This is a genomic window from Actinomadura verrucosospora (assembly GCF_039540335.1).
Classification (GTDB): domain Bacteria; phylum Actinomycetota; class Actinomycetes; order Streptosporangiales; family Streptosporangiaceae; genus Spirillospora; species Spirillospora verrucosospora.
Genome location: NZ_BAABEV010000001.1, coordinates 184,522 through 207,663 on the forward strand (window position 1 = coordinate 184,522; position 23,142 = coordinate 207,663).

Consider the following 23,142-nt stretch of genomic DNA (forward strand, 5'->3'; position numbering starts at 1 on the left):
GGGCGCCTGGACGGACGAGGCGACCCGTTTCCGCGCAGCGACGTGGAAACCCGGAAGGAGATCGTGTCAGTACTCCGCGCGGAAAGCGTCACCAAACTCTTCGGCCGTAGGACGGCGGAGGCTCAGCGGAAACTCGGGGCGGGCGCCGATCTGTCGGCGGTCCGCGAGCTCGGGGTCACACCGGCGGTGGTGGACGCCACGTTCGAGGTCCGGCAGGGCGAGATCTTCGTGGTCATGGGCCTGTCCGGGTCGGGGAAGTCGACCCTCATCCGGATGCTGAACGGGTTGCTCGGCGCCACGTCCGGCCGTGTCGAGATCGACGGTCAGGACATCGCGAAGCTGTCTCCGAAGGCGCTGCGCGCGCTTCGGCAGAACAAGGTCAGCATGGTCTTCCAGCACTTCGCGCTGTTCCCCCATCGGACGGTTCTGGCCAATGCCGCCTACGGGCTCGAGGTCCGCGGCGTTCCCAAGGAAGAACGGGAGAAGACCGCCAGGGAGTTCCTGGCTCTGGTGGGACTCGAAGGCTGGGAGAACAAGCTTCCCGGTGAGTTGTCGGGCGGAATGAAGCAGCGGGTGGGGCTCGCCCGCGCGCTCGCTTCGGGGACCGACATCATCCTGATGGACGAGGCGTTCAGCGCCCTGGACCCGCTGATCCGCCGGGAGGTCCAGGACCTGCTCCTGGACCTGCAGAACCGGTTCGGCAAGACGATCGTCTTCATCACCCACGACCTGAACGAGGCCATGCGCATCGGCGACCGCATCGCGGTGATGCGGGAGGGCCGGATCGTGCAGATCGGGACGGCCGAGGAGATCCTCACCGATCCCGCCAACGACTATGTCGCCCAGTTCGTCGCCGATGTGGACCGTACCAAAGTGCTGACGGCGGCCTCGGTGATGGAGAAGCCGCTGGTCACGGTGCCGGCGTCGACCGGGCCCCGGACGGCCCTGAGGACGATGCGCGAGCAGCAGACCTCGGCGGCGTTCGTGGTCGGGCGGGACCGCAGGCTCGTCGGACGGGTGCGGGCCACGGTCATCGCGGACGCGGTGCGCGACGGCGTCCAGACGCTGGACGGCCTGATCGACCCCGAGGATCCGGAGCCCGTGGCGCCGGACACGCCGGTCGCGGACCTGTTCGTCCGCGTCGCCGAGAGCGACCTGCCGGTGCCGGTCGCGGACGAGAAGGGCACGCTGCTCGGCGTGATCCCCCGGGTGACGCTGCTGGCGGCGCTCGGCGCGATCAACTCCCATGTGGAGGAGATGGTCGAGGAACCGGAGCCGGTGCTGACGAAGGAGGGCGGCGATGAGTGACGCGGCGATGAAGCTGCCCCGGATCCCGGTCGGCGAGTGGTTCGACGGCCTGGTGAGCTGGTGCACCGACAACCTGTCGTGGCTGTTCGACGGGATCGGGTCGGCGATCGAGGCGTCGGTGGACGGGCTGACGAGCGTCCTGAACGTCCTGCCGCCGCTGGGGCTGACGCTGGTGCTGGCCGTGATCGCGCTGGTGCTGAGCGGCTGGAGGCTGGCCCTGTTCACGGTCCTCGGGTTCGCGCTGGTCGACAGCATGGAGCTGTGGGAGCCGGCGATGGACTCGCTGGCCCTGGTGCTGGTGTCGGCGGTGGTGTCGACCGTGGTGGCGATCCCGATCGGCGTCGCGGCGGCGCGCAGCGACGTGGTCAGCCGGATCGTCCGGCCGGTCCTGGACTTCATGCAGACGATGCCGGCGTTCGTGTACCTGATTCCGGCGATCTTCTTCTTCAGCATCGGCTCGGTGCCCGGCGTGGTGGCGACGGTGATCTTCGCGATGCCGCCGGGGGTGCGGCTGACCGAGCTCGGCATCCGCGGTGTGGACCCGGAGATGGTCGAGGCGGGCGAGGCGTTCGGCACGCCGCCGGGCCGGATCCTGACCCGGATCCAGATCCCGCTCGCGATGCCGTCGATCATGGCCGGGGTCAACCAGCTGATCATGCTGTCGCTGTCCATGGTCGTCATCGCCGGGATGGTGGGGGCGGGCGGCCTCGGCGGCGAGGTGCTGGAGGGCATCAACCGGGTGGACGTCGCCAAGGGCTTCGAGGGCGGCATCGCCGTCGTGGTCCTCGCGATCTACCTGGACCGCCTGACCGGCGCCCTGGGCGACGGGCCGGGGATGCTGCGCGCGCTGTTCTCGCGCCGCCGGGCCGCCGCGCCCGCTCCGGCCGCCGTGGCCTCCGCCGCGAGCACGTCCGGCTGACCTCCCCCGCTCCCCTGCTTCACCATGCAAGCCGACGAAAGGATGCGCATGCGCTCCAAGTTCAAGGGCCTGACGGTCGCCGCGCTGACGCTGACGCTCGGGCTGGGCGCCGCGGCGTGCGGCGGTTCCGACTCCGGGGGTGGGAACGACAAGGAGATCACCATCGGCGTGGTCTCGGGCTGGGCCGAGGGCGAGGCCGCCACGGCCCTGTGGAAACGGCTCCTGACCGACAAGGGCTACAAGGTGGAGGTCAAGAACCTCGACACGGGACCGCTCTACGCGGGCATGTCGAAGGGCGACGTCGACCTGTTCGTGGACGCCTGGCTCCCGGGCACGCACGAGGACTACTGGAAGCAGTACGGCGACAAGCTGGAGAAGGTCGGCGTCTGGTACGACTCGGCGCCGCTGACCATCGCCGTGCCGAACTACTCCCCGCTGAAGACGCTCGACGACCTGAAGGGCAAGGGCGGCCAGTACGGCGGCAAGATCGTCGGGATCGAGAAGAGCTCCGGCCTGTACCGGGTGTCGCAGGAGAACATGCTCCCGGCGTACGGTCTGAAGGACGAGTACAAGGTGACGACGTCCTCCACGGCGGCGATGCTGACCGAGCTGAAGAAGGCCGTCGACGCCAAGAAGGACATCGTCGTCACGCTGTGGCGCCCGCACTGGGCGTACACGAAGTACCCCATCCGCGACCTGCAGGACCCGAAGGGCGCGATGGGCAAGCCGGACGGCATCAACACCATCGCCCGCAAGGACTTCGGCAAGGACCAGCCCGAGGTCACCGGCTGGCTGAAGAAGTTCAGGATGGACGACAAGCAGCTCGGCTCCCTCGAGGACCTGATGGAGAACCAGTACAAGGGCAAGCCCGACCAGGCCGTCGACGCGTGGCTCAAGACGAACCAGAGCTACGCCACGTCGCTGACCGGCTGACGCCGGGAACGTTCCCAGAGAGAAGGCCGTCCGGGTTTCCGGGCGGCCTTCTCTCAGCTCGCGAGCCCGACGCTGAGCAGCACGGCGAGGAGCCCGAGCCCGGTGGCGGCCAGGGTCATGACCCGCGGGTGGACGCTGTGCGCCTCGGGCAGGATCTCGGCGGCGGCCAGGTACAGCAGGACGCCGGCGAAGACGCCGAGGTAGGGGCCGAGGACGGCGTCCGGGACGGTGGCCAGCATGCCGACGGCGGCCCCGGCGACGGGGGCGGCGGCGTCGGCGAGCAGCAGCAGGACGGCGGGGCGCCGGTCGCCGCGGTACAGCGAGGCGGCGGTGAAGGTGTTGAACCCGTCCGCGAAGTCGTGGGTCACGACGGCGAGCGCGACGAAGACGCCGGTCTCGGTGCCGGTCTGGAAGCCGAAGCCGATGCTGAGGCCGTCCACCAGGCTGTGCAGGACGAGGGCGGACGCGGCGAGCAGCCCGCCGGAGCCCGAGCCGCGGGCGTGCTCGTGCGGGGCGTACTCCTCCTCGTGGGCGCGGTGGATCGCGACCGCCTGCTCGACGACGTGCAGGAGCACGAACCCGGCCGCGAAGCCGATCATGGGCGCGGGGACGCCGAAGGGGCGGTGGCGGGTCAGCGCCAGCGACTCGGGGAGCAGGTCGAACGCGACGACGCCGAGCATGAGCCCGCCGGCGAGGCCGAGGACGAGGTGCCGGTGGTCGCGGACCCGCATCGCGGTGAGGCCGCCCGCGAGCGTCATCAGGAACGCGAGGAGGGACGCGAGCACGGCCATCCCCAGGTCTTACCAGCGAGCCCGCCCCCTCAACCGCGGCGGGAGCGCGGAACGGCCCGCCGGAGCGCGGAACGGCCCCGCCCCCGCCTGAGCGGGAACGGGGCCGTCGGAGCAGGCGCCCCTACTCGGCGGCGACCGCCTCCTTCTCGGGGGCGGTGCCCTCGCCCTTGATGGAGCGGATCAGGAGCTGGGAGACGTCGACGACCTCCAGCGACTCCTTGGCGTCGCCCGCGTTCTTCTTCTCGTTGATGGCGTCGCCCAGCATGACCAGGCAGAACGGGCACGCGGTGGAGACGGTGTCGGGGTTGGTCTCCAGCGCCTCGTCCACGCGCTCGGTGTTGATGCGCTTGCCGATGCGCTCCTCCATCCACATCCGGGCGCCGCCGGCGCCGCAGCAGAAGCCGCGGTCCTTGTGCCGGTGCATCTCCTGCGTCCGGACGCCGGGGACGGTCGCCATGATGTCGCGCGGCTGCTTGTAGACCTTGTTGTGGCGGCCGAGGAAGCAGGGGTCGTGGTAGGTGATGTTCTCCTCGATCGGCGTGACCGGGGTGAGCTTGCCCTCCTCGACCAGGTGCGCGAGCAGCTGGGTGTGGTGGACGACCTCGTAGTTCCCGCCGATCTGCGGGTACTCGTTGGCCAGGGTGTTGAAGCAGTGCGGGCAGGTCGCGACGATCTTCTTGACGCCCGCGTCGTTCAGCGTCTCGACGTTCTGCTGGCCGAGCATCTGGAAGACGAACTCCATGCCGAGGCGGCGGGCCGGGTCGCCGGTGCACGCCTCCATGGGGCCGAGAACGGCGAACTTGACGCCCGCGATGTGCAGGAGCTCGGCGACGGCCTTGGTGGTCTTCTTGGCGCGGTCCTCCAGGGCGCCGGCGCAGCCGACCCAGAACAGGTACTCGGTGTCCTCGGAGACCTTGTCGTCGACGACGTCGACCTCGAAGTCGAGCTCCTCGATCCATTCGAGGCGCTTCATCTCGGACATCCCCCACGGGTTGCCCTTGTTCTCCAGGTTCTTCAGCATGACGCCGGCCTCGGAGGGGAACGAGGACTCGATCATGACCTGGAAGCGGCGCATGTCCAGGATGTGGTCGATGTGCTCGATGTCGACCGGGCACTGCTCGACGCACGCGCCGCAGTTGGTGCAGGACCACAGGACGTCGGGGTGGATGACGCCGTCGTCGCCGACGAGGGCCTTGTCGACCTCCATGGCGAGCTTCTGCTCGTCGGTGAACCCGTTGCGGGCCTCTTCCGACGCGGTGAAGTAGGGCGCCTTGGCCAGGGCGTGGTCGCGCAGCTCCAGGACGAGCATCTTGGGCGACAGCGGCTTGCCGGTGTTCCAGGCGGGGCACTGCGACTGGCAGCGACCGCACTCGGTGCAGGTCGCCATGTCGAGGAAGCCCTTCCAGGTGAAGTCCTCGATCTTGCCGCGACCGAAGACGTCCTCGTCGGGGTCGGCCTCCTCGAAGTCGAGCGGCTTGCCGCCCGACATCATCGGCTGCGCGGCGCCGAGGCCGTCGGGGCGGCGCTTGAACATGACGTTCAGCGGTGCCAGGAAGATGTGCAGGTGCTTGGAGTGGACGACGAAGACCAGGAAGATCAGCGCGACGGCGATGTGCAACAGCAGGCCGACCGACTCCAGGACCTCCAGCGTGTGGTCGCTCAGCCCGTCGAACAGGTGGCCGACCAGGTAGGAGAAGTAGGCGCCCTTGCCATAGGGCAGGTTGCCGCTGGCCCACTCCACGCCGCGGAAGAAGAACATCGTCCAGATCACGTTGAAGATCATGAACAGCGTCATCCAGGCGCCGGACAGGTGCGAGCCCTTGAACCGGGACTTGCGGCCGATGCGCTTGGGCGAGTTCTTGATCCGGATCGCGGTGAAGACGAGCAGGCCCGCGGTGCAGGCGAGGGCGATCGTGTCCTGGACGAATCCGATCGGCGGCCAGGTCTGCAGGCCGGGGATCTTGGCGTCCAGCCCGAACAGCAGCGCGACGGCCGCCTCCAGGTAGACGGTGATCAGCAGGATGAACGCCCACATGACCGCGGCGTGCGAGACGCCGGCGAGGGTCCATTTCAGCAGCTTGCGCTGGCCGAGCACCTCGACGGCCTGGCCCTCGACGGCCTTGGCGGGCTCACGCCTGACCTGAAGGGTCCGCTGGGGATCGGGCTGCCCGCTCTTGGCGATCGCGTACAGGAACAGCACTCGCCTCCCGGCGAGCGCCAGCGCGACCGCCGCTCCGGCGAGCCCGATGACCAATGTGATCCAGAACACTGTTCCGTCCTCCTGGGGTACGGGCGATGGCAGCCAGCGTAGGGCTCGCGTCGGACTGCTCTCCATCCGGGGCCCGAATACTACTCGGTAGTAGCTTACGCGTCACATCCCCTGGTCAGAACAGCCCGCGCCGACGTCGGGACCGCCGAGTCCTTCGATCTTGATTCTTACCCGTGTGGCGATGAGTATCCGGCGGGTTCCGAGTCCATATCACCGAGCGGGGCGCGTCCACCGGCGTCCCGTCCAGCGGTATGCGAGACGGAAGGATGCACCTATGACCTCGACTCCCGACCTCGGCCCCGCCGCCCGGCGGATGGCCGCCCTGCTCGCGGACGTGCGCGACTCCCAGCTCACGGGACCCACGCCCAACGGCGGCATGCCGCTCGGCGCCCTCATCGACCATGTGGACGGCCTGGTCCTGGCCTTCACCTGGGCGGCGGCGAAGGACTTCCCGGAGGGCCCGTCGCAGCCGCCGTCCGCCGACGCCGCCCGGCTCGCCCCGGGCTGGCGCACCCGCATCCCCGAGCGGCTCGACGCGCTGACCGCGGCCTGGCGCTCCCCGGAGGCGTGGCAGGGCATGACCCAGGCCGGCGGCGTCGACCTGCCCGGCGACCAGGCCGGCTTCGTCGCGATGAACGAGCTGGTCGTGCACGGCTGGGACGTCTCCCGCGCCATCGGCCGGTCCTACGACGCCGGGGCGGACGAGATCGAGGCGTGCCTGGGCTTCGTCGCCCCGGCCGTCGAGCAGAGCGGCGGCCAGGGCGTCCCGGGCCTGTTCGGCCCCGCCGTCGAGGTGGGCGATGACGCGTCCGCGCTCGACCGCCTCCTCGCCCTGACCGGCCGCGACCCGTCCTGGACGGCGGAGCGCGGCTAGCTCTCCGAGGGCTCCGAGACGTGCACGAGGAGGTCGTGGACGAAGTAGGCCTTCATCGGGCGTCCGCCGAGCTCGAACGGCACGACGTGGTAGTACATGTTCGGGTACTGCGTGGGCTCCCAGCCGAAGAACGCCTCGGCCTCCGTCCGCAGGACCGCCCAGGGGCGCATGTCGTCGGCCGACCGCATCGGCTCGCCCGACCTGCGGACGAACCGCTTGTCGACGACGTAGTCGCCGACCTCGGTGTCCATGCTGCTGTGCTCCAGCCAGAAGTCGGGCCAGAGCGGGAGGGCGAACCGGTGCCGGGAGGGGCCGCCGCTGACCGGCTCGCCCAGGATCACCGCCATGTCCTTGATCTTCAGCAGGTCCGGGCTCCTCCACTCGGCGGCCTCCTCCACCAGGGCCTCCGGCGGGTCGTCGTAGGGCGCCGGCAGTTCCGGGAGGGACGGGCTGACACCGCGCATCTCGTTGAGGAGGGACAGCTGGTAGCCCTCCACGGTCGACGAGCGCGAGGGCCGGGGCTCGGGGTCGGCGAAGCGCTCGCACGACCAGCACCACCAGGGCGCGGGCGGGCCCATGCAGCCGCCGGTGTAGTAGATCTCGCGGCGCTCGTGACGCCGGTACGGCGTGTCGTCGGCGGGCATGCCGTACTCGACCGGGACCAGCGGACCGTCACACTGTTCGCACTTCGGACTCATGCCACCTCAGACGCCACCGGCGGCCCGTGTGTTCGATCAGATGATCCCGCTGGTGTAGATCTTCGTGTAGGACTGGCTGCCGACGAAGGGGTTGTTGACGGCCCACAGGTAGCCGTTCTGGTATTCCGGCACGTCGAAGTCGCACATCACCCAACCGCCCGCCTCACCGCGGTTGTTGAAGCACTCCCGGTACCACGACGAGGACGGTTCGTTGTCCTGGAGCGTTCCGGCGGCGGACGCTCCGTTCGCCGCGGTGTCCTTCACCCACACCTTGTCCCCGTACTCGGCGAAGCACGCCTTCGCGCCGCTGGTCGACACGCACCAGACGCTGGAGCCGTCCGCCGCCGGCGGCGCGCCGCTCGGCGTGCCCGTCGCGGCCGACGCCACGCCCGCCGTCAGGGCCGCCGTCCCGGCCGTGACGAGCACCGCCGTCGCGGGAACCACCGTCAGTGCGCGCAACAACCTGTTCATGCGATTCCCCTCGCTACCTGGCGAATTTCATCGATCTCGTGATGACTCGCGACATCCAACCACGAGGGTGATCGGGGGTCCCGGTCAGGCGCGCTCGAAGATCGCGGCGAGGCCCTGGCCTCCGCCGATGCACATGGTCTCCAGGCCGTAGCGGGCGCCCCGGCGGTCCATCTCGCGGGCGAGGGTCGCGAGGATGCGGGCGCCGGTCGCGCCGACGGGGTGCCCGAGGGAGATGCCGGAGCCGTGCACGTTGACGCGGTCCCAGTCGGCGTCCTTCAGGCCCCACTCGCGGGCGACGGCGAGGACCTGCGCGGCGAACGCCTCGTTCAGCTCGACGAGGTCGATGTCGGCGAGGGTGAGGCCGGCGGCGTCCAGGGCCCTGGCGGCGGCGGGGACGGGGCCGATGCCCATCGTCTCGGGCGGCACCCCGGCGCGGCCCCAGGAGACGAGCCGGACGAGGGGCCGCAGGCCCAGGTCGGCGGCGCGTTCGGGCGTGGTGACCACGCAGGCGGCGGCCGCGTCGTTCTGGCCGCTGGAGTTGCCGGCCGTGACCGTGGCCTCGGGGTCCGCCTTGCCGAGGACGGGACGCAGCTTCGCCAGCCCCTCGACCGTGGTGCCGGGGCGCGGGTGCTCGTCGGCGTCGACGACCGTGTCGCCCTTCCGCGACCGGACGGTCACCGGGACGATCTCCTCGGCGAAGACCCCCGACCGCTGGGCGGCGACCGCACGCTCGTGGGACCGGGCGGCCAGCTCGTCCTGCTCGCGGCGCCCGATCCCGTACTCGCGGCGCAGGTTCTCGGCGGTCTCCAGCATCCCGCCGGGAACGGGATGGCGGACGCCGCCGGCGGTGACGCGTCCCCGCGCGAGCGCGTCGTGCAGTTCGAGGGACGGCCCGCGCACGCCCCAGCGCGCCGCGGTCGTGTAGAACGGCGCGCCGCTCATGCTCTCCGCGCCGCCCGCGATGATCACATCGCTGACCCCGGTCTGGATCTGCATGGCGGCGTTCAGGACGGCCTGGAGCCCGGACCCGCACCGCCGGTCGAGCTGGGCGCCGCCGACCGTGACCGGGAGCCCGGCGTCCAGCGCGGCCACGCGCCCGATGGCGGGGGCGTCGGAGGTGGGGTAGCAGTGCCCGAGGATCACCTCGTCGACCGCGTCCCCGGGCAGGCCGGTCCGCTCGACCAGGGCGCGGACGACGGCGGCGGCGAGCTCGGCGGCCGTGACGGTGCTGAGCGCTCCACCGAACCGGCCGATGGGGGTCCGCAGTGGCTCGCAGATCACCGCGTCGCGCATGGTGGTCTCCTCGGGACGGGGGCGCGGGCACTTCGCAGGGTACGGCCCGTCGCCGGGAGGCGGCGTCCGGGCTTCCGCGCGGTGGAGTTGAATGCTGGGTACCCATGGCGGTGGCGAACCGGGACGTGGGCCAGAGGGCTGGGCGAGTGCGGGAGGCGACGTGGAGCAGTGGGCGGGCCGGGCGGCGACGATCAGGGTGATCGGCGCAGGGGCGATGGGGCGCGGGATCGCGCAGCTCGCCGCGGCGGGCGGGCTGACGGTGGAGCTGGCCGACATCCGGACGCAGGCCGTGATGGAGGCGGCCGAGCACGTCGGGGCCATGTTCGACAGGCTCGCCGCGAAGGGGCGCATGACGGCGGCCGACGCGGAGGCGGCGAAGGGGCGGCTCCGGCCGGTCGGCGAGCCGCTCACCCCGTTCCAGGACTGCGACCTCGTCGTGGAGGCCGTCCGGGAGGACATGGAGACCAAGCGGGAACTGTTCAGGTCGCTGGAGAAGGTCTGCCCGGAGCACACCGTCTTCGCGACCAACACCAGTTCGCTGCCGGTGACGGCGATCGCCGCCGCGCTGGACGACCCGTCCCGGGTGGCGGGGCTGCACTTCTTCAATCCGGTGCCGCTGATGAAGCTCGTCGAGGTGATCCCGGGGGCGCGCACGGCCGAGTGGATCCCGGACGCGCTCGCCGACCTCGTGAGGCGTCTCGGTCACACTCCGGTGCTCGCGCCCGACGCGCCGGGGTTCCTCGTCAACCACGCTGGGCGCGGCCTGGTGACGGAGGCGCTGCAGATCCTCTCCGAGGGCGTCGCCGAGCCCGTGGACATCGACCGCATCGCGCGGGACGTCCTCGGCCTGAAGATGGGGCCGTGCGAACTTCTGGACCTGACCGGGATGGACGTGTCGCACCCGGTGATGGAGTCCATCTGGACGGGCTTCTACACCGAGCCGCGGTTCCGTCCGTCCAGGATCGGCAGGGCGCGCCTGGAGGCGGGGCTTCTCGGACGCAAGACCGGCGAGGGCTTCTACAAGTACGTGGACGGGGTGAAGCAGGAGCCCGCCGAGCCCGGCGCCCCGGCCGTCGACTTCCGGCCCGTCTGGTTCCAGGAACCGCAGCACCGCGAGACGCTGGGGATGCTGCTGTCCGAGGCCGGGGTGGAGGTCGAGGCCGGTGACGAGCCGTCCGAGGAGGCCGTTCTGCTGGTCGACGCCGCGACGGACATGAGCGTCGCGGCCCAGGTCGGCAACGGCCTCCCCGGGGAGCGGACCCTCGGGATCGACGGGTTCTTCGGGTTCTTCGGCCGGATCACCCTCACCGTGCAGCCCGCGCTCGACCCGGACGCGGGCCGCGCGGCGCTCGCCGCCCTCCTCGCCACGGGACGGCCGGTGACCGTCGTGCGGGACGCGCCCGTCGCCGTCGCGCCGCGGCTGCTGGCGTCGATCGTCAACGTAGGCTGCGGCATCGCCGAGCAGCGGCTGGCCGTTCCCGCCGACGTCGACACCGCCGTCCGGCTCGGGCTCGGCTACCCGCGCGGGCCGCTGGAGTGGGGCGACCACGTGGGCGCCGGGCGCGTCCTCGACGTCCTGGAGCAGATGCACGAGGCGACCGGCGACCCGCGTTACCGTCCGAGCGGCTGGCTGACCGAACGCGTCGCGCTCGGCCTGCCGCTCACCGAGACGGGCACCGCCCCGTCCGACCTGCTCGCCTAGCGCCTCAACCGGTCGGCTCGACCGGACAGGCGGGAGCCTCTTCACGCGGGCTCGGCGACCTTCCCGGCGGGCGCGGGCGCGGGGCGGCGGGCGCGCACGACGAAGGCGGCGAACAGGGCGGCGGCCAGCATCGCGGCGCACGCGGCGAACGAGGCGGCCGACACCGCGTGGGCGAAGGCGTCGCGCGCGGCGCGGGCGAGGCCGGGGTCGCCGGTCGCCAGGGCCTCGCCCAGCGAATGGCGCGCCGCCGCGGGCGCGGCGCCGGGCAGGTCGCGGGCGTAGACGGCGGAGACGACGCTGCCGAGGACGGCGACGCCGAGCGCGCTGCCGAGCTCCTGACCGGCGTCGTTCACCGCCGAGCCGACCCCGGCCTCCTCGGGCGGGACGGCGGCCATGAGGGTGCTGTAGGCGGGCGGTGTGCCGAGCCCGGCGCCGAAGCCGAGGACGGCGAGCCCGACCGCGAGCACGGCGTAGCCGTCGTCCGGCTCCGCCAGGCCGAGGGCCAGGAAACCGGCCGCGGTGACGGAGAAGCCGGCGACGAGGGCGGGACGGGCGCCGAACCGGGACTCCAGCGACGCGCCGACGCCGTTGCCGACGCCCGCGGAGACGGCGACCGGAAGCAGCGCCAGCCCGGCCTCGAGCGGGCCGTAGCCGTGCACCGACTGGAGCAGCTGGGTCAGGGCGAACAGCGTCCCGGCCAGCGCGAAGCCGAACAGCGCGATCATGACGGCGGCCCCGGAGAAGTCGCGGTCGCGCAGCAGGCGCAGGTCGAGCATCGGCTCGGGGTTGCGGTGCTGCCAGGCGGCGAACAGGGCGAGCGCGGCGGCGCCGGCGGCCAGCCCGCCGAGCGTGCGGGCGCCGGTCCAGCCGTGCGCGGGGCCGGAGATGACCGCCCACACCAGCGCCGACATGCCCGCGGTGGACAGCGCGGCGCCGGGCACGTCGGGGCGGCGGCGCGGCCCGCGCGACTCGGGGACGAGGAGCAGCAGCCCGGCGACGGCGGCCGCGGCGACGGGCACGTTCACCAGGAAGACCGAGCCCCACCAGAAGTGCTCCAGCAGGAACCCGCCGAGCGTCGGCCCGGCGGCGAGCCCGACCATGGACGTCGCGCCCCAGATCGCGAACGCCTTCGCGCGCTCGTCCGGGCCGAACACCTGCGCCATGATCGACAGGGTCCCCGGCATGAGGAGCGCGCCTCCCACGCCCATCAGCGCCCGCATCGCGACGAGCTCGCCGGGGGATCCCGCGAAGGCCGCGAGCAGCGACCCGGCGCCGAAGAGCGCGAAGCCAGCCAGCATCGCGCGGCGGCGCCCGTGCCGGTCGCCGAGGGCGCCCGCCGTGATCAGCAGGCCGGCGAACGCCAGCGAGTAGGCGTCGATCACCCACTGGACGTCGGACGTGGTGGCGTCCAGGTCCCGCAGGAGGGACGGGATCGCCACGTTGAGGATCGTGTTGTCGACCACGACGACGAACAGGCTGAGGCACAGCACGCCGAGGATCTGCCAGCGCCGCGGATGCGGGGCGATGGGCTCGTCCATGACCACTCCAGGTTTCTCGTACAGCGTTCGATGCGACTCGCACACCGTACGACCTCACTCGTACAGTGTTCAAGTCCCGGTACTCTGTACGGGAGCGAGGAGGGCACGCATGGCCGAGGAGAGCAGGGCGCCGTCCGTCTGGGTGCGGCCGGAACGCGCGCGGCGGGGCCGGCCCGCCCTCGGCCGGACGCAGATCGTCGACGCCGCGCTCGACCTGCTCGACGCCGAGGGGCTGGACGGCCTCAGCATGCGCCGCCTCGGCACCCGCCTGAACGCGGGGGCGACCTCGGTCTACTGGCACGTCGCGAACAAGGACGAGCTGCTGGAGCTCGCCCTCGACCGGGTCATGGCCGAGGTGGCGGTCCCGGCCGGGGACGGCTGGCGGGCCGCCGCGACCGGCTACGCGCGCAGCCTCCGCGCGATGATCCACCGGCACCCGTGGACGGTGACGCTGTTCGGCGGCCGCCCGATGATCGGCCCGAACGCGACCCGCGTCCTGGACGAGGTGCTCGCCGCGTTCGGCTCCGCCGGGTTCACCGGCTTCGACCTGGAGTACGCCTGGTCGGCGGTGGTCGACTACGTCATCGGCGCGGCCGGCAGCGAGGCGAGCTGGCAGCGCGCCCAGCCCGGCACGTCCGCCGCCGACTGGGTCGAGAACCTCGGCCCCTACCTGGACCGGCTGGACGAGGAGCGCCCCGGGCTCGCGTCGCACATCCGCGAGATCTGGATGAAGGAGACCGGCGACGTCCTGGAGGGCCGCTTCGCGTTCGGGCTCGCCTGCGTCCTCGACGGCCTCGAAGCGCGCAGGCCCCCCGCCCGGTAGCGGGCGGGGGGCCTGCGCGCGACCCGGTCGAGGACGGATCAGAAGGGCAACTCCGCGGGCGGCTTCGGCTTGGCGTCGGTCCAGCCCGCCGAGCGGACGGCCTGGTACTCGATGACGAAGCCCGGCTTCATCCGCGCGTACGGGCCCCCCGGCCGGGTCAGCACGTACTGCCGGGACAGCAGCGCGCCGGTCCGCTCGTCGAAGACGATCGTCTGGCGGGCGCGGTAGGTCCCCTGCTCGGCCTTCGGCGTTCCGTACTCCGCGGTGATCGTGACATCGCGCTCCCCGGCCGCCAGCGCGACGCCCCGGCGGCCCAGCGGGTCCGTGACGTGGCCGATCGCGTGGATGCCCGGCTGCGCGGCCAGCGCCTTCATCAGGCCCGCCCGCACCTTCGGCGGGAGCGGGGTGCCGAGCAGCGCCGACACCCGCATGATCTTGAGGGTCGCGGTCTGGGCGGGGCCCATGCGCAGCGCCTCGGCCATCGCCTTCTTGGATTTCGGGTTCAGGCCCGCGGCCCGCCCCATCGCGTCGTCGTCGAGGAACATCGCGGCGAGCCTGGCCGGGTCGGTCGGCAGGTTCCGCAGCTCCTCAACCGACTTGTCCAGGAACACCCCGCCGCCCTCCGGGTCGACGCCGACCTCGGGGCCCTCCGACCGCCACTTCGTCGCCTTGGTGCTGTAGGTGTAGTAGTGGTCGTTGGACCAGACGCGGATGTTCGACGGTGACCCGGCCTTGCGCCACAGCGCCTCGTCCGCCGGGGTCTGCGGACGCGCCGGCAGGTCGCGGCTGTAGTACGCCTCGCCCATCCCCTTCTTCGCGCCGGTCCAGTTGAACGTCTCGTCGTGCGCGCCGAAGATCGCGTACGTTCCCGTCCGCGCCCGCACCACGTAGGCCTGACCGCTGAGCCTCTCCGCGGACCAGTAGTTGCCCGTCGGCTGCTCGGCGGCCCTGTCCGCCGCCACCAGCACCGCCTGCCTGCCCAGGTCGACGGAGGCGGGCGGCGCGTCCGGCGGCGAACCCGGGGAGCCCTGGCCGGTGGCCACGATGGCGACGGCCGCCGCCGCCCCGGCCGCGACGAGCCCCGCGCCCAGGTGGAGCGGCCGGCCGAAGCGCCGCCGCCCCGCCCTGGAGGGCCGGAGGTGCCTCCCGCCCGGCGCCATCGCCTCCTCCAGCCGGGCCAGCGCCCGCGCCGACGCCTCCGCCGACGGGGGCGGCGGCTCCCCCAGCAGCCGCCGGACCCGGGCCGTCTCGTTCATGTCGATCTCGTTCACGCGGGCGTCTCCTCAACGATCAGCGCGGGATGGGTTCCGCCGAGCGACTCCCTCAGGCGGCGCCGGGCGCGGTGCAGGCGGGACGCGACGGTGCCCGTCTTGAGGCCGAGCGCCTGGCCGACCTCCTCGTAGGTCAGGTCGGCCAGGGCCACCAGCAGCAGGACGTCGCGGTCGCCGCGCGGCAGCCGGGCCAGCGCGTCGGCGAGGTCCGCGCCCGCCCCGCCGGCGGTGACGCGCGCCGTGACCCGGTCCTCGTGGCCGTCCTGGACGTGCTCGGCGGGGGTGCGCGCCAGCGCCCGGTACCGGCGGCCCTCCGCGCGCCGGTGCAGCCCGATCAGCCGCGTCGCGATCCCGTACAGCCACGGGCGGACCGTCCCCCGGTCGGGGTCGAAACGGCCGCGCTTGTTGAACGCGGCGAGAAAGGTCTCGGCGGCGATGTCGTCCGCCGCGTCGACGCCGAGGCGCCGCGCCGCGTACCCGTGGATCGCGGAGAAGTGCCGGTGGAAGATCTCCGCGAACGCGGCGGGCTCGCGCCGCGACCGGACGATCGCCGCCGCGTCCGAGGCGTCGGAGCCGGACGCGCCCGGCTCCGCACCGGACCGGGACCCGGGGTCCGGCGGGTGGTGGTGGGCCATGGAGTGATCCTCGTCGTCGGGGGGAGTGCTCGGTCACCCCGCTCTCAACCGATCCCCCGATCACCCTTCACGCGCACGCGCCCCCCGCCCGGACGACCGGACGAGGGGCGCGTTCGGCCCTTTCGCGGCGCGGCTCCCGGACGCGGTAGGCGCGGATGACGCGCTGGTCGACGCCGCTGCCGCCCGCGTCCTGCGCGGTGACGCGCAGCGAGACGGCCTGCCCCTTGACGGGCGCCGGGAGCGGCGCGGCGAACCGCCCGCCGCCGAGCGGCCTCACCTGGACGTCCTGCCAGGTCCCGCCGTCGTCAACGGACGTCCGGAAGCGCAGCCCGGTGACCTCGGCCTGGCCGGAGCCCGCCATCCGCGCGACGGTGAACACGGCGGGCTCACCGGACGGCTGGTTGCGCAGGTCGAGGTTCAGGTCGTAGTCGACGAGCAGGAGCGGGAGGTTGGCGCTCCTGCCGCCGCGCGGCTCGCGGGAGCGGAACGTCCAGGACGTCGACGTGCGGGTCGACACCGGGAGGATCGCCGACGCGTCGTTGTCGTACGTCAGCCGGTAGTCCGCCTCGCCGGACGGGACGGTGAACTCCCCGAACGGGCCGTCCTTCTCGCCCACCTCCTGGTCGCCGGCGAACAGCGCCATGTGCCCCTTCACCTCGTGCATGGCGCAGTCGAACCCGTCCGGGCGGGTCTGGAGGTCGACGAGCGCGACGCGCATGCTCTGCCCGGTGCGGGCAGCGGGGTACCGGGCGCAGCCGCTGGGCGTGACGCCGGTGCCCGAGTAGGGTCCGGGGCGCAACGGCTGGAGGCCCCAGCGGGCGGAGACCCGCTCGCCCGGCTCCAGCTTGCCGAAGGGCCCTTGGTCCACCCAGAACTCCTCACCGAACTTGACGAACCCCTCGTCGCCCCACAGCATGCCGGGGACGGTCGAGACGTAGTCGGTCCGGGACGTCCCGGGCTTGACGTCGCCGGCCGCGTCGAAGGTCAGCAGGCCCTCCGGGCTGATGCCGTAGCGCTTCTCGCTCATGGGGATGCCCGGGTCCCCGTCGAAGGCGGCGAACTCCTGGTCGACGCGGGCCATCCGCTTGAGCTCGGCGCCGGTGACCACGTGCGTCGGGTCGGCGGGGATTCCGCCGCCCAGCGGGTGGACGACGTCGTAGACCGTGCCGGGCGCGGTCAGCCGGTGGTTGGTGTACGCGCTGAACGTCCCGGTCTGGACGCCGCCCATCGGCTGGGCGTACACGGGCGCGTTCGCGGGATCGAAGGAATAGGCGCTGAACCACCACAGCCCCTGGCCGGCGTCGCGGACCATGTCCGCGGACATCATCGTCTGCTCGGTCTCGACGCCCTCGACGCGCGCGCCGACCCGCACGGCGGCGGCGCCGTCGAGCGTGACGGTCGCGGGCCCTCCGACGACCACCTCGGGGTCGCCGGCGAGGGCCGAACGCCAGTCGCCGAAGTCGTCCACGTTGCCGAGGACCGCGTAGCGGCCGTCGGGGACGCGGACCTTCGCCGTTCCGGTGGCGTCGACCCACTCGGAGAACAGCGCCATGTCGGCCAGATCGACCACCGTCGCGGAGGCGGAGAAGTTCGCGGGGTCGGTGCCGGGCAGCGGCGTGGCCCTGATCGTGAGGTCGTGCGACGGGGGCTCGACGTAGAACGTCACGGGCGTTTCGAGGACGGCGCCGCCGCCCTTCGCCGTCACCACGGCCGTGTACAGGCCGGGACGGTCGGCGAGTTCGGCCGCGTTCACGGTCAGCGGGGCCTCGCCGGCGCCGCCCGCCGGGACGTCCACGGCCGCCGGGACGCTCGCCGCGCCGTCCGCCGCGTGCCCGCGGCGGTCGACGACCTTCACGCTCAACCGCAGGCGGACGGGGCCGGACGACTGGGACGTCCAGCCGAGCTTCGTCGACAGCGCGCCGTGCTCGGGGAACCGGGACGTGCCGAGATCGACGATGCTCTGCGCGGCGAGGACGGGGCTCTTCGCGGCCTCCCCGACGTCGAGGCGTCCGGCGCCGCGCTCGTAGGCGTCGCCGCCGGTCACGGGGTCGGCCGTCCCGACGAGGGCGGCCTTGAGGCGGGCCGGCCCCCAGTCCGGGTGCCTCGCCGCGAGCAGCGCGGCGGCGCCGGCGACGTGCGGCGTGGCCATCGACGTCCCGGACGACTTCGTGTAGGCCGCCCCGGTCGGGGTGCCCATGGCGGTGCCCTCGGCGCGGGCCGCGACGATGTCGACGCCCGGCGCGACGATCTCCGGTTTGGCGGCGTGGCCGCGCGGCCCCCGGCTGGAGAACTCCGCGAGCCGGTCGCGGGCGTCGACCGCCCCGACGGTCAGCGCGGCGTCGGCCGTGCCGGGCGAACCGACCGACCCGACCAGGCCGTCGTTGCCCGCCGCGACGACGAACAGCGTCCCGTGCCGCTTCGTCAGGTCGTTCAGGGCCAGCGAGAGGGGGTCCGCGCCGTCGGTGGGGGCGCCGCCGAGGCTCATGTTGACGACGTCGGCGCGCGGCGCCGCCCACTCCATTCCGGCGATCACGCTGGAGTCGGTGCCGGAGCCCTCGTCGTCGAGGACCTTGCCGATCAGCAGGTCCGCGTCCGGGGCGACGCCCTTGCGCCGCCCGTCCGAGGCGGCGCCCGTCCCGGCGACGGTCGAGGCGACGTGCGTGCCGTGCCCGAACCGGTCGGCGGTGCCGGCCGACTCGGAGAAGTTCCTCGTCTCGGCGATGCGTCCCTTGAGGTCGGGGTGCCCGGCGTCAACGCCCGTGTCCAGGACGGCGACCTTCGCGCCCTTGCCGGTGTATCCGGCGCGCCAGGCCTCCGGCGCGCCGACCTGCCGCAGGTTGCGGTCGAGCCGCCCGGCGGCGGGGGCGGTCGGGGCGGTGTTCGCCTTGACCTTGCCGTCCAGCCAGATGTGCCGGATCCCGTCCGTCGCCTTCAGGGAGGGGCCTCGCATCCCGGCCAGCGTCCTGCCGAGGGCGCTCGCGTCGCTCTTGGGCTGCCGCACGGCGACGGCGCCGATGCTCGGCAGGTCCCGCGTCTTGTCGAGCGTCCCTCCGAGCGCCGACAGGGAGCGCGCGTCCTTGTCGCGCTGGACGATCAGCGGCAGGTCCTTGCTGCGGGCGTCGTCGTAGCCCTGCGCGACCAGGGCGGTCACGTCGAACAGCTCGGGGTCGATCAGCCGGCCGACCAGCCCGGCGACGTCGATCGGGACGACCACGACGTGCCCGTCCGGGCGGATCTCCTTGCGGAACGCGCGCTTCTCCCGCCCGGGTGCGGGGGTCACCGAGACGAGCGGGGGCCTGCCCCTGACCGTCCGGACGGCGACCACGTCCCCGGTCAGCAGGGTCACCTTCCAGGAACCGCGGGTGTCCAGGCCGCCCGAGGGGCTCGGCGCGGCGTGCGCGGGCGGCGGGACGGCGGCCAGCGCCCCGGCCGCCGTCAGGAGGCCGAGCAGGGCCCGGCTCCGGCGTCTGTGGGTCATCGAGTCTCCTCTGCCATCGCCGTCCCGCGATGGGACGGTCGATGTTGATCACCCGCAGAGGCCGATCGAGTTCACGGCCGGCGCGGGCGCCCGCGGGACCGCGCCGGGAACCGGAATAGGGCGCTCACTCGTCCTGTTGTAGAGGTCGTCAGCAAAGTTGAGTCCGGCCGACTCAAGTCATTTGACAAGGATGAGATCGCCGGGCAACCTAGCGGGCAGAAGACTCAACCGGCCGCGCCTCGGGGGCGACCGGGGCTGCGATACCACCGGATACGACGGAGGACGAGAAACATGGCACGTGCGGTCGGCATCGACCTCGGGACGACCAACTCGGTCGTCGCGATCCTGGAGGGCGGCGAGCCCACCGTCATCGCGAACGCGGAGGGGTCGCGGACCACGCCGTCCGTCGTCGCCTTCGCCAAGAACGGCGAGGTCCTGGTCGGCGAGGTCGCCAAGCGCCAGGCGGTGACCAACGTCGACAGGACGATCCGGTCGGTCAAGCGCGAGATGGGCACCGACTGGAAGACCAAGATCGACGACAAGGACTTCAACCCGCAGCAGATCAGCGCGTTCGTGCTGCAGAAGCTCAAGCGGGACGCCGAGTCCTACCTGGGCGAGACGGTCACCGACGCGGTCATCACCGTCCCCGCCTACTTCTCCGACCACCAGCGCCAGGCCACCAAGGAGGCCGGCCAGATCGCGGGCCTGAACGTCCTGCGCATCATCAACGAGCCGACCTCGGCGGCGCTGGCCTACCACCTGGAGAAGGAGAACGAGGCCACCATCCTGGTGTTCGACCTCGGCGGCGGCACGTTCGACGTGTCCCTGCTGGAGGTCGGCGACGGCGTGGTCGAGGTGAAGGCCACCAGCGGCGACAACCACCTGGGCGGCGACGACTGGGACAACAAGGTCGTCGACTGGCTGGTCGAGCGCTTCAAGAACGCCAACGGCGTCGACCTGTCCAAGGACAAGATGGCGCTGCAGCGGCTCCGCGAGGCCGCGGAGAAGGCCAAGATCGAGCTGTCCGGCTCGTCCGAGACGCAGATCAACCTGCCCTACATCACCGCGTCCGCCGAGGGCCCGCTGCACCTGGACGAGAAGCTCACCCGCGCCGAGTTCCAGCGGATGACCTCCGACCTCCTGGAGCGCACCAAGGCGCCGTTCCAGCAGGTGCTGAAGGACGCCGGCATCTCGGTGAGCGAGATCAACCAGGTCGTCCTGGTCGGCGGCTCCACCCGGATGCCCGCGGTCTCCGAGCTGGTCAAGGAGCTGACCGGCGGCAAGGAGCCGAACAAGGGCGTCAACCCCGACGAGGTCGTCGCGATCGGCGCCAGCCTCCAGGCCGGCGTGCTCAAGGGCGAGGTCAAGGACGTCCTGCTGCTGGACGTGACCCCGCTGAGCCTCGGCATCGAGACCAAGGGCGGCATCTTCACCAAGATCATCGAGCGGAACACCACGATCCCGACCAAGCGGTCGGAGACGTTCACCACCGCCGACGACAACCAGCCGTCCGTGGAGATCCAGGTCTACCAGGGCGAGCGCGAGATCGCCGCGTACAACAAGAAGCTCGGCACCTTCCAGCTCACCGGTCTGCCGCCGGCGCCGCGCGGCGTCCCGCAGATCGAGGTCACCTTCGACATCGACGCCAACGGCATCGTGAACGTCAGCGCGAAGGACCAGGGCACCGGCCGCGAGCAGTCGATGGTCATCACGGGCGGCAGCGCGCTGCCCAAGGACGACATCGAGAAGATGATGCGCGACGCCGAGCAGTACGCCGAGGAGGACCGCCGGCGCAAGGAGGAGGCCGAGGTCCGCAACCAGGCCGACACCCTCGCGTACTCGACCGAGAAGTTCCTGCGGGAGAACGACGAGAAGGTCCCCGCGGAGCTGAAGACCGAGGTGAACGACGCGGTCGCCGAGGTCAAGAAGGCCCTGGAGGGCACCGACGTCGACGCGATCAAGGGCAGCGCCGAGAAGCTCGCGCAGGTGAGCCAGAAGATGGGCGCCGCGATGTACGCGCAGAACCCCGAGGGCGCCCAGGCCGGCGCCGAGGACCACGGGCCGACGGCCGGCGCCCAGGGCGGCCAGCCGCAGGACGACGAGGTCGTCGACGCCGAGATCGTCGACGAGGACAAGCCGAAGGAGGAGGGCCGATGACCGCAGCGAAGCGAGGATCTTCGGCCCTCCACCCCGGGGGTCTGGGGGGCGTCCCCCAGAAGGGTGGTGCGTCGTGACGTCCTCTCCCAACGGGGGCGAGGAGAAGGAGGGCCCGGTGATCCGCGACAAGCGGCGCATCGATCCCGAGACGGGGGAGGTCCGGGCGCAGGCGGGGGAGACCCCCGCGGCCCCGGAGGCCCCGGTGGACGGGGCCGGCGCCAAGGCCACGGGCGAGGAGGACTCCTCGCTGAAGACCCAGCTGGCGGAGCGGCTCGCCGACCTCCAGCGCCTGAAGGCGGAGTACGACAACTACCGCAAGCGCGTCGAGCGCGACCGGGTCGCCGTCCGCGAGCAGGCCCTCGGGCAGGTGCTGTCCGAGCTGCTCCCGGTGCTGGACGACATCGGCCGCGCCCGGGAGCACGAGGAGCTCACCGGCGGCTTCAAGTCCGTCGCGGAGAGCCTCGAGGCGGTCACCGGCAAGCTCGGCCTGGAGCGGTACGGGGAGAAGGGCGAGCCCTTCGACCCGGTCGTGCACGAGGCGCTGATGCACTCGCACTCGGCCGAGGTGACCGAGACGAGCGTCACCGACGTCCTGCAGCCCGGCTACCGGATCGGCGAGCGGGTCCTGCGGCCCGCCCGCGTGGCGGTGGCCGACCCCGCTCCGGACTCCGGAGCCGGGGAGTCCGGCGGCGGGCCGGACGAGGCGGACGACGAAACGAGCGAATGATCCCCACGGGGCCCGCCCGCGAGGGCGGGCCCCGCAGGGGCCCGAAGACATGTGGCATGTGGCGATAGCAGAAGGCGGGGCGCCGTGAGCACCAAGGACTACCTGGAGAAGGACTACTACAAGGTCCTCGGTGTCGCGAAGTCGGCCTCGCAGGAGGAGATCAAGAAGTCCTACCGGAAGCTGGCGCGCAAGTACCACCCGGACGCCAACAAGGGCGACGCCGAGGCCGAGGACCGCTTCAAGGAGGTCTCGGAGGCCTACGACGTCCTGTCGGACGAGAAGCGCCGCAAGGAGTACGACGCGGTGCGCTCGATGCCGGGCGGCTTCCGCGGCCAGCAGGGCGGCGGATTCGGGTTCGACCTCGGCGACCTGTTCGGCCAGACCGGCGGGACGCAGCCGGGCGGCGCCGGAGAGCGCATCGGCGACCTGTTCGGCGGCCTGTTCGGCGGCCGCGGCGGCGGTGGCACCCGCACGGCGGGGACGCGGCGCGCGCGGCGCGGCGCGGACGTCGAGACCGAGGTGACCCTGTCGTTCGGCCGCGCGATGAACGGCGTCACCGTTCCGATCAAGCTGACCAGCGAGGCGGCCTGCGACGGCTGCCGCGGGACGGGCGCCAAGGCCGGCACCGTGCCGCGGGTGTGCCCGAGCTGCGAGGGCACCGGGCACGAGACCCGCAACCTCGGCAACTTCGGCTTCCAGGAGCCGTGCAAGGAGTGCCGCGGACGGGGCCTCGTCGTGGACGACCCGTGCCCGATCTGCCACGGCAGCGGCCGCGCGACCGGCACGCGGACCATCCAGGCCCGCATCCCGGCGGGCGTCGCGGACGGGCAGAAGATCCGGCTGAAGGGCAAGGGCGCGCCCGGCGAGAACGGCGGCCCGGCCGGCGACCTGTACGTGAACATCAAGGTGCTGCCGCACCAGGTGTTCGGGCGCAGCGGCGACAACCTGACGCTGACCGTCCCGGTGACGTTCCCCGAGGCGGCGCTCGGCGGCGAGATCCGGGTGCCGACCTTCCAGGGGCAGCCCGTCACGCTGAAGCTGCCCGAGGGCACCCCGAACGGCCGCAAGTTCCGCGTGAAGGGCCGGGGTGCGCCGCGGCGCGACGGCACGAAGGGCGACCTGCTGGTCACGGTCGACGTGCACGTCCCGCAGAAGCTCGACGAGCAGGCGCGCGAGGCGCTCGACCGGCTCCGGACGGCGGGCGCCGGCGAGGACCTGCGCGCGGACCTCCTCCAGCAGGCCAGACAGGAGTGAT

General features: G+C 72.5%; 17 protein-coding genes and 1 pseudogene. 9 read left to right on the forward strand and 9 right to left on the reverse strand.

All coding sequences use genetic code 11. From position 1 onward, the window contains the following. The first annotated feature begins 63 nt into the window (after window positions 1-63). From ABD944_RS00985 to ABD944_RS00995, 3 genes and pseudogenes are all read left to right on the forward strand, one after another. Entirely contained in the window at window positions 64-1,308 is a 1,245-nt protein-coding gene (locus ABD944_RS00985; protein WP_345171295.1) for a quaternary amine ABC transporter ATP-binding protein, read from the forward strand. A 163-nt stretch (window positions 1,309-1,471) separates the two neighbouring features. Then, window positions 1,472-2,227, forward strand: a pseudogene (locus tag ABD944_RS00990) (ABC transporter permease); the annotation flags it as partial. Window positions 2,228-2,275: 48 nt separating this feature from the next. After that, window positions 2,276-3,160 (forward strand): glycine betaine ABC transporter substrate-binding protein, encoded by an 885-nt coding sequence (locus ABD944_RS00995; RefSeq protein ID WP_345171299.1) that lies wholly within the window; start codon window positions 2,276-2,278, stop codon window positions 3,158-3,160. A 53-nt stretch (window positions 3,161-3,213) separates the two neighbouring features. Here ABD944_RS00995 and ABD944_RS01000 read toward each other — a convergent pair whose 3' ends face one another. Together ABD944_RS01000 and ABD944_RS01005 are read right to left on the reverse strand one after the other, a co-directional pair. Continuing rightward, a complete protein-coding gene (locus tag ABD944_RS01000; RefSeq protein WP_345171301.1) occupies window positions 3,214-3,951 on the reverse strand; it encodes a ZIP family metal transporter in 738 nt (245 codons plus the stop codon). 121 nt (window positions 3,952-4,072) lie between these two features. After that, window positions 4,073-6,220 carry a (Fe-S)-binding protein gene (locus ABD944_RS01005; protein WP_345171303.1) on the reverse strand — a complete coding sequence of 716 codons (2,148 nt, stop codon included), beginning with the start codon at window positions 6,218-6,220 and terminating at the stop codon, window positions 4,073-4,075. A 274-nt stretch (window positions 6,221-6,494) separates the two neighbouring features. On the opposite strand from ABD944_RS01005, the gene ABD944_RS01010 reads away from it, so the two are divergent. Continuing rightward, a complete protein-coding gene (locus tag ABD944_RS01010) occupies window positions 6,495-7,094 on the forward strand; it encodes a TIGR03086 family metal-binding protein (protein ID WP_345171305.1) in 600 nt (199 codons plus the stop codon). Here ABD944_RS01010 and ABD944_RS01015 read toward each other — a convergent pair. The 3 genes from ABD944_RS01015 to ABD944_RS01025 form a co-directional block, all read right to left on the reverse strand. Then, the gene (locus tag ABD944_RS01015) at window positions 7,091-7,792 is read right to left on the reverse strand and encodes a hypothetical protein (protein ID WP_345171309.1); all 702 of its coding nucleotides are present in this window, start codon (window positions 7,790-7,792) and stop codon (window positions 7,091-7,093) included. The two genes, ABD944_RS01010 and ABD944_RS01015, sit on opposite strands and share 4 nt — an antisense overlap. Window positions 7,793-7,828: 36 nt before the next feature. Continuing rightward, the gene (locus ABD944_RS01020) at window positions 7,829-8,263 is read right to left on the reverse strand and encodes a hypothetical protein (protein WP_345171311.1); all 435 of its coding nucleotides are present in this window, start codon (window positions 8,261-8,263) and stop codon (window positions 7,829-7,831) included. Between the two features lie 84 nt (window positions 8,264-8,347). Continuing rightward, on the reverse strand, window positions 8,348-9,556 hold the full coding sequence (locus ABD944_RS01025) for an acetyl-CoA C-acetyltransferase (RefSeq protein ID WP_345171313.1): 1,209 nt from the start codon (window positions 9,554-9,556) through the stop codon (window positions 8,348-8,350). Window positions 9,557-9,716: 160 nt separating this feature from the next. Here ABD944_RS01025 and ABD944_RS01030 point away from each other — a divergent pair, with 160 nt between their 5' ends. Next, window positions 9,717-11,258: a 3-hydroxyacyl-CoA dehydrogenase gene (locus tag ABD944_RS01030; protein ID WP_345171315.1), complete on the forward strand. Its 1,542-nt coding sequence runs from the start codon at window positions 9,717-9,719 to the stop codon at window positions 11,256-11,258. Window positions 11,259-11,299: 41 nt separating this feature from the next. Here the strand turns inward: ABD944_RS01030 and ABD944_RS01035 are convergent, their stop codons facing one another. Next, a complete protein-coding gene (locus ABD944_RS01035) occupies window positions 11,300-12,796 on the reverse strand; it encodes an MFS transporter (RefSeq protein ID WP_345171317.1) in 1,497 nt (498 codons plus the stop codon). Between the two features lie 109 nt (window positions 12,797-12,905). On the opposite strand from ABD944_RS01035, the gene ABD944_RS01040 reads away from it, so the two are divergent. After that, window positions 12,906-13,619 carry a TetR/AcrR family transcriptional regulator C-terminal domain-containing protein gene (locus ABD944_RS01040; protein ID WP_345171320.1) on the forward strand — a complete coding sequence of 238 codons (714 nt, stop codon included), beginning with the start codon at window positions 12,906-12,908 and terminating at the stop codon, window positions 13,617-13,619. A 38-nt stretch (window positions 13,620-13,657) separates the two neighbouring features. Here the strand turns inward: ABD944_RS01040 and ABD944_RS01045 are convergent, their stop codons facing one another. The 3 genes from ABD944_RS01045 to ABD944_RS01055 all read right to left on the reverse strand — a co-directional run bounded on the left by ABD944_RS01045 (window position 13,658) and on the right by ABD944_RS01055 (window position 19,003). Beyond that, window positions 13,658-14,890 carry a CU044_5270 family protein gene (locus ABD944_RS01045; RefSeq protein WP_345171322.1) on the reverse strand — a complete coding sequence of 411 codons (1,233 nt, stop codon included), beginning with the start codon at window positions 14,888-14,890 and terminating at the stop codon, window positions 13,658-13,660. Further along, complete coding sequence (locus ABD944_RS01050) at window positions 14,887-15,525, reverse strand: RNA polymerase sigma factor (RefSeq protein ID WP_345171324.1); 639 nt, start codon at window positions 15,523-15,525, stop codon at window positions 14,887-14,889. The genes ABD944_RS01045 and ABD944_RS01050 overlap by 4 nt, the downstream gene beginning before the upstream one ends. 67 nt (window positions 15,526-15,592) lie before the next feature. Further along, window positions 15,593-19,003, reverse strand: coding sequence for a S8 family serine peptidase (locus ABD944_RS01055; protein WP_345171326.1), 3,411 nt, complete (start codon window positions 19,001-19,003; stop codon window positions 15,593-15,595). A gap of 291 nt (window positions 19,004-19,294) precedes the next feature. On the opposite strand from ABD944_RS01055, the gene dnaK reads away from it, so the two are divergent. From dnaK to dnaJ, 3 genes are all read left to right on the forward strand, one after another. Then, window positions 19,295-21,160 carry a molecular chaperone DnaK gene (gene dnaK / locus ABD944_RS01060; protein ID WP_345171328.1) on the forward strand — a complete coding sequence of 622 codons (1,866 nt, stop codon included), beginning with the start codon at window positions 19,295-19,297 and terminating at the stop codon, window positions 21,158-21,160. A 73-nt stretch (window positions 21,161-21,233) separates the two neighbouring features. Continuing rightward, the gene (gene grpE / locus ABD944_RS01065) at window positions 21,234-21,887 is read left to right on the forward strand and encodes a nucleotide exchange factor GrpE (protein WP_345171330.1); all 654 of its coding nucleotides are present in this window, start codon (window positions 21,234-21,236) and stop codon (window positions 21,885-21,887) included. An 84-nt stretch (window positions 21,888-21,971) separates the two neighbouring features. Beyond that, a complete protein-coding gene (dnaJ, locus tag ABD944_RS01070; protein WP_345171332.1) occupies window positions 21,972-23,141 on the forward strand; it encodes a molecular chaperone DnaJ in 1,170 nt (389 codons plus the stop codon). The last annotated feature ends 1 nt before the right edge of the window (window position 23,142 follow it).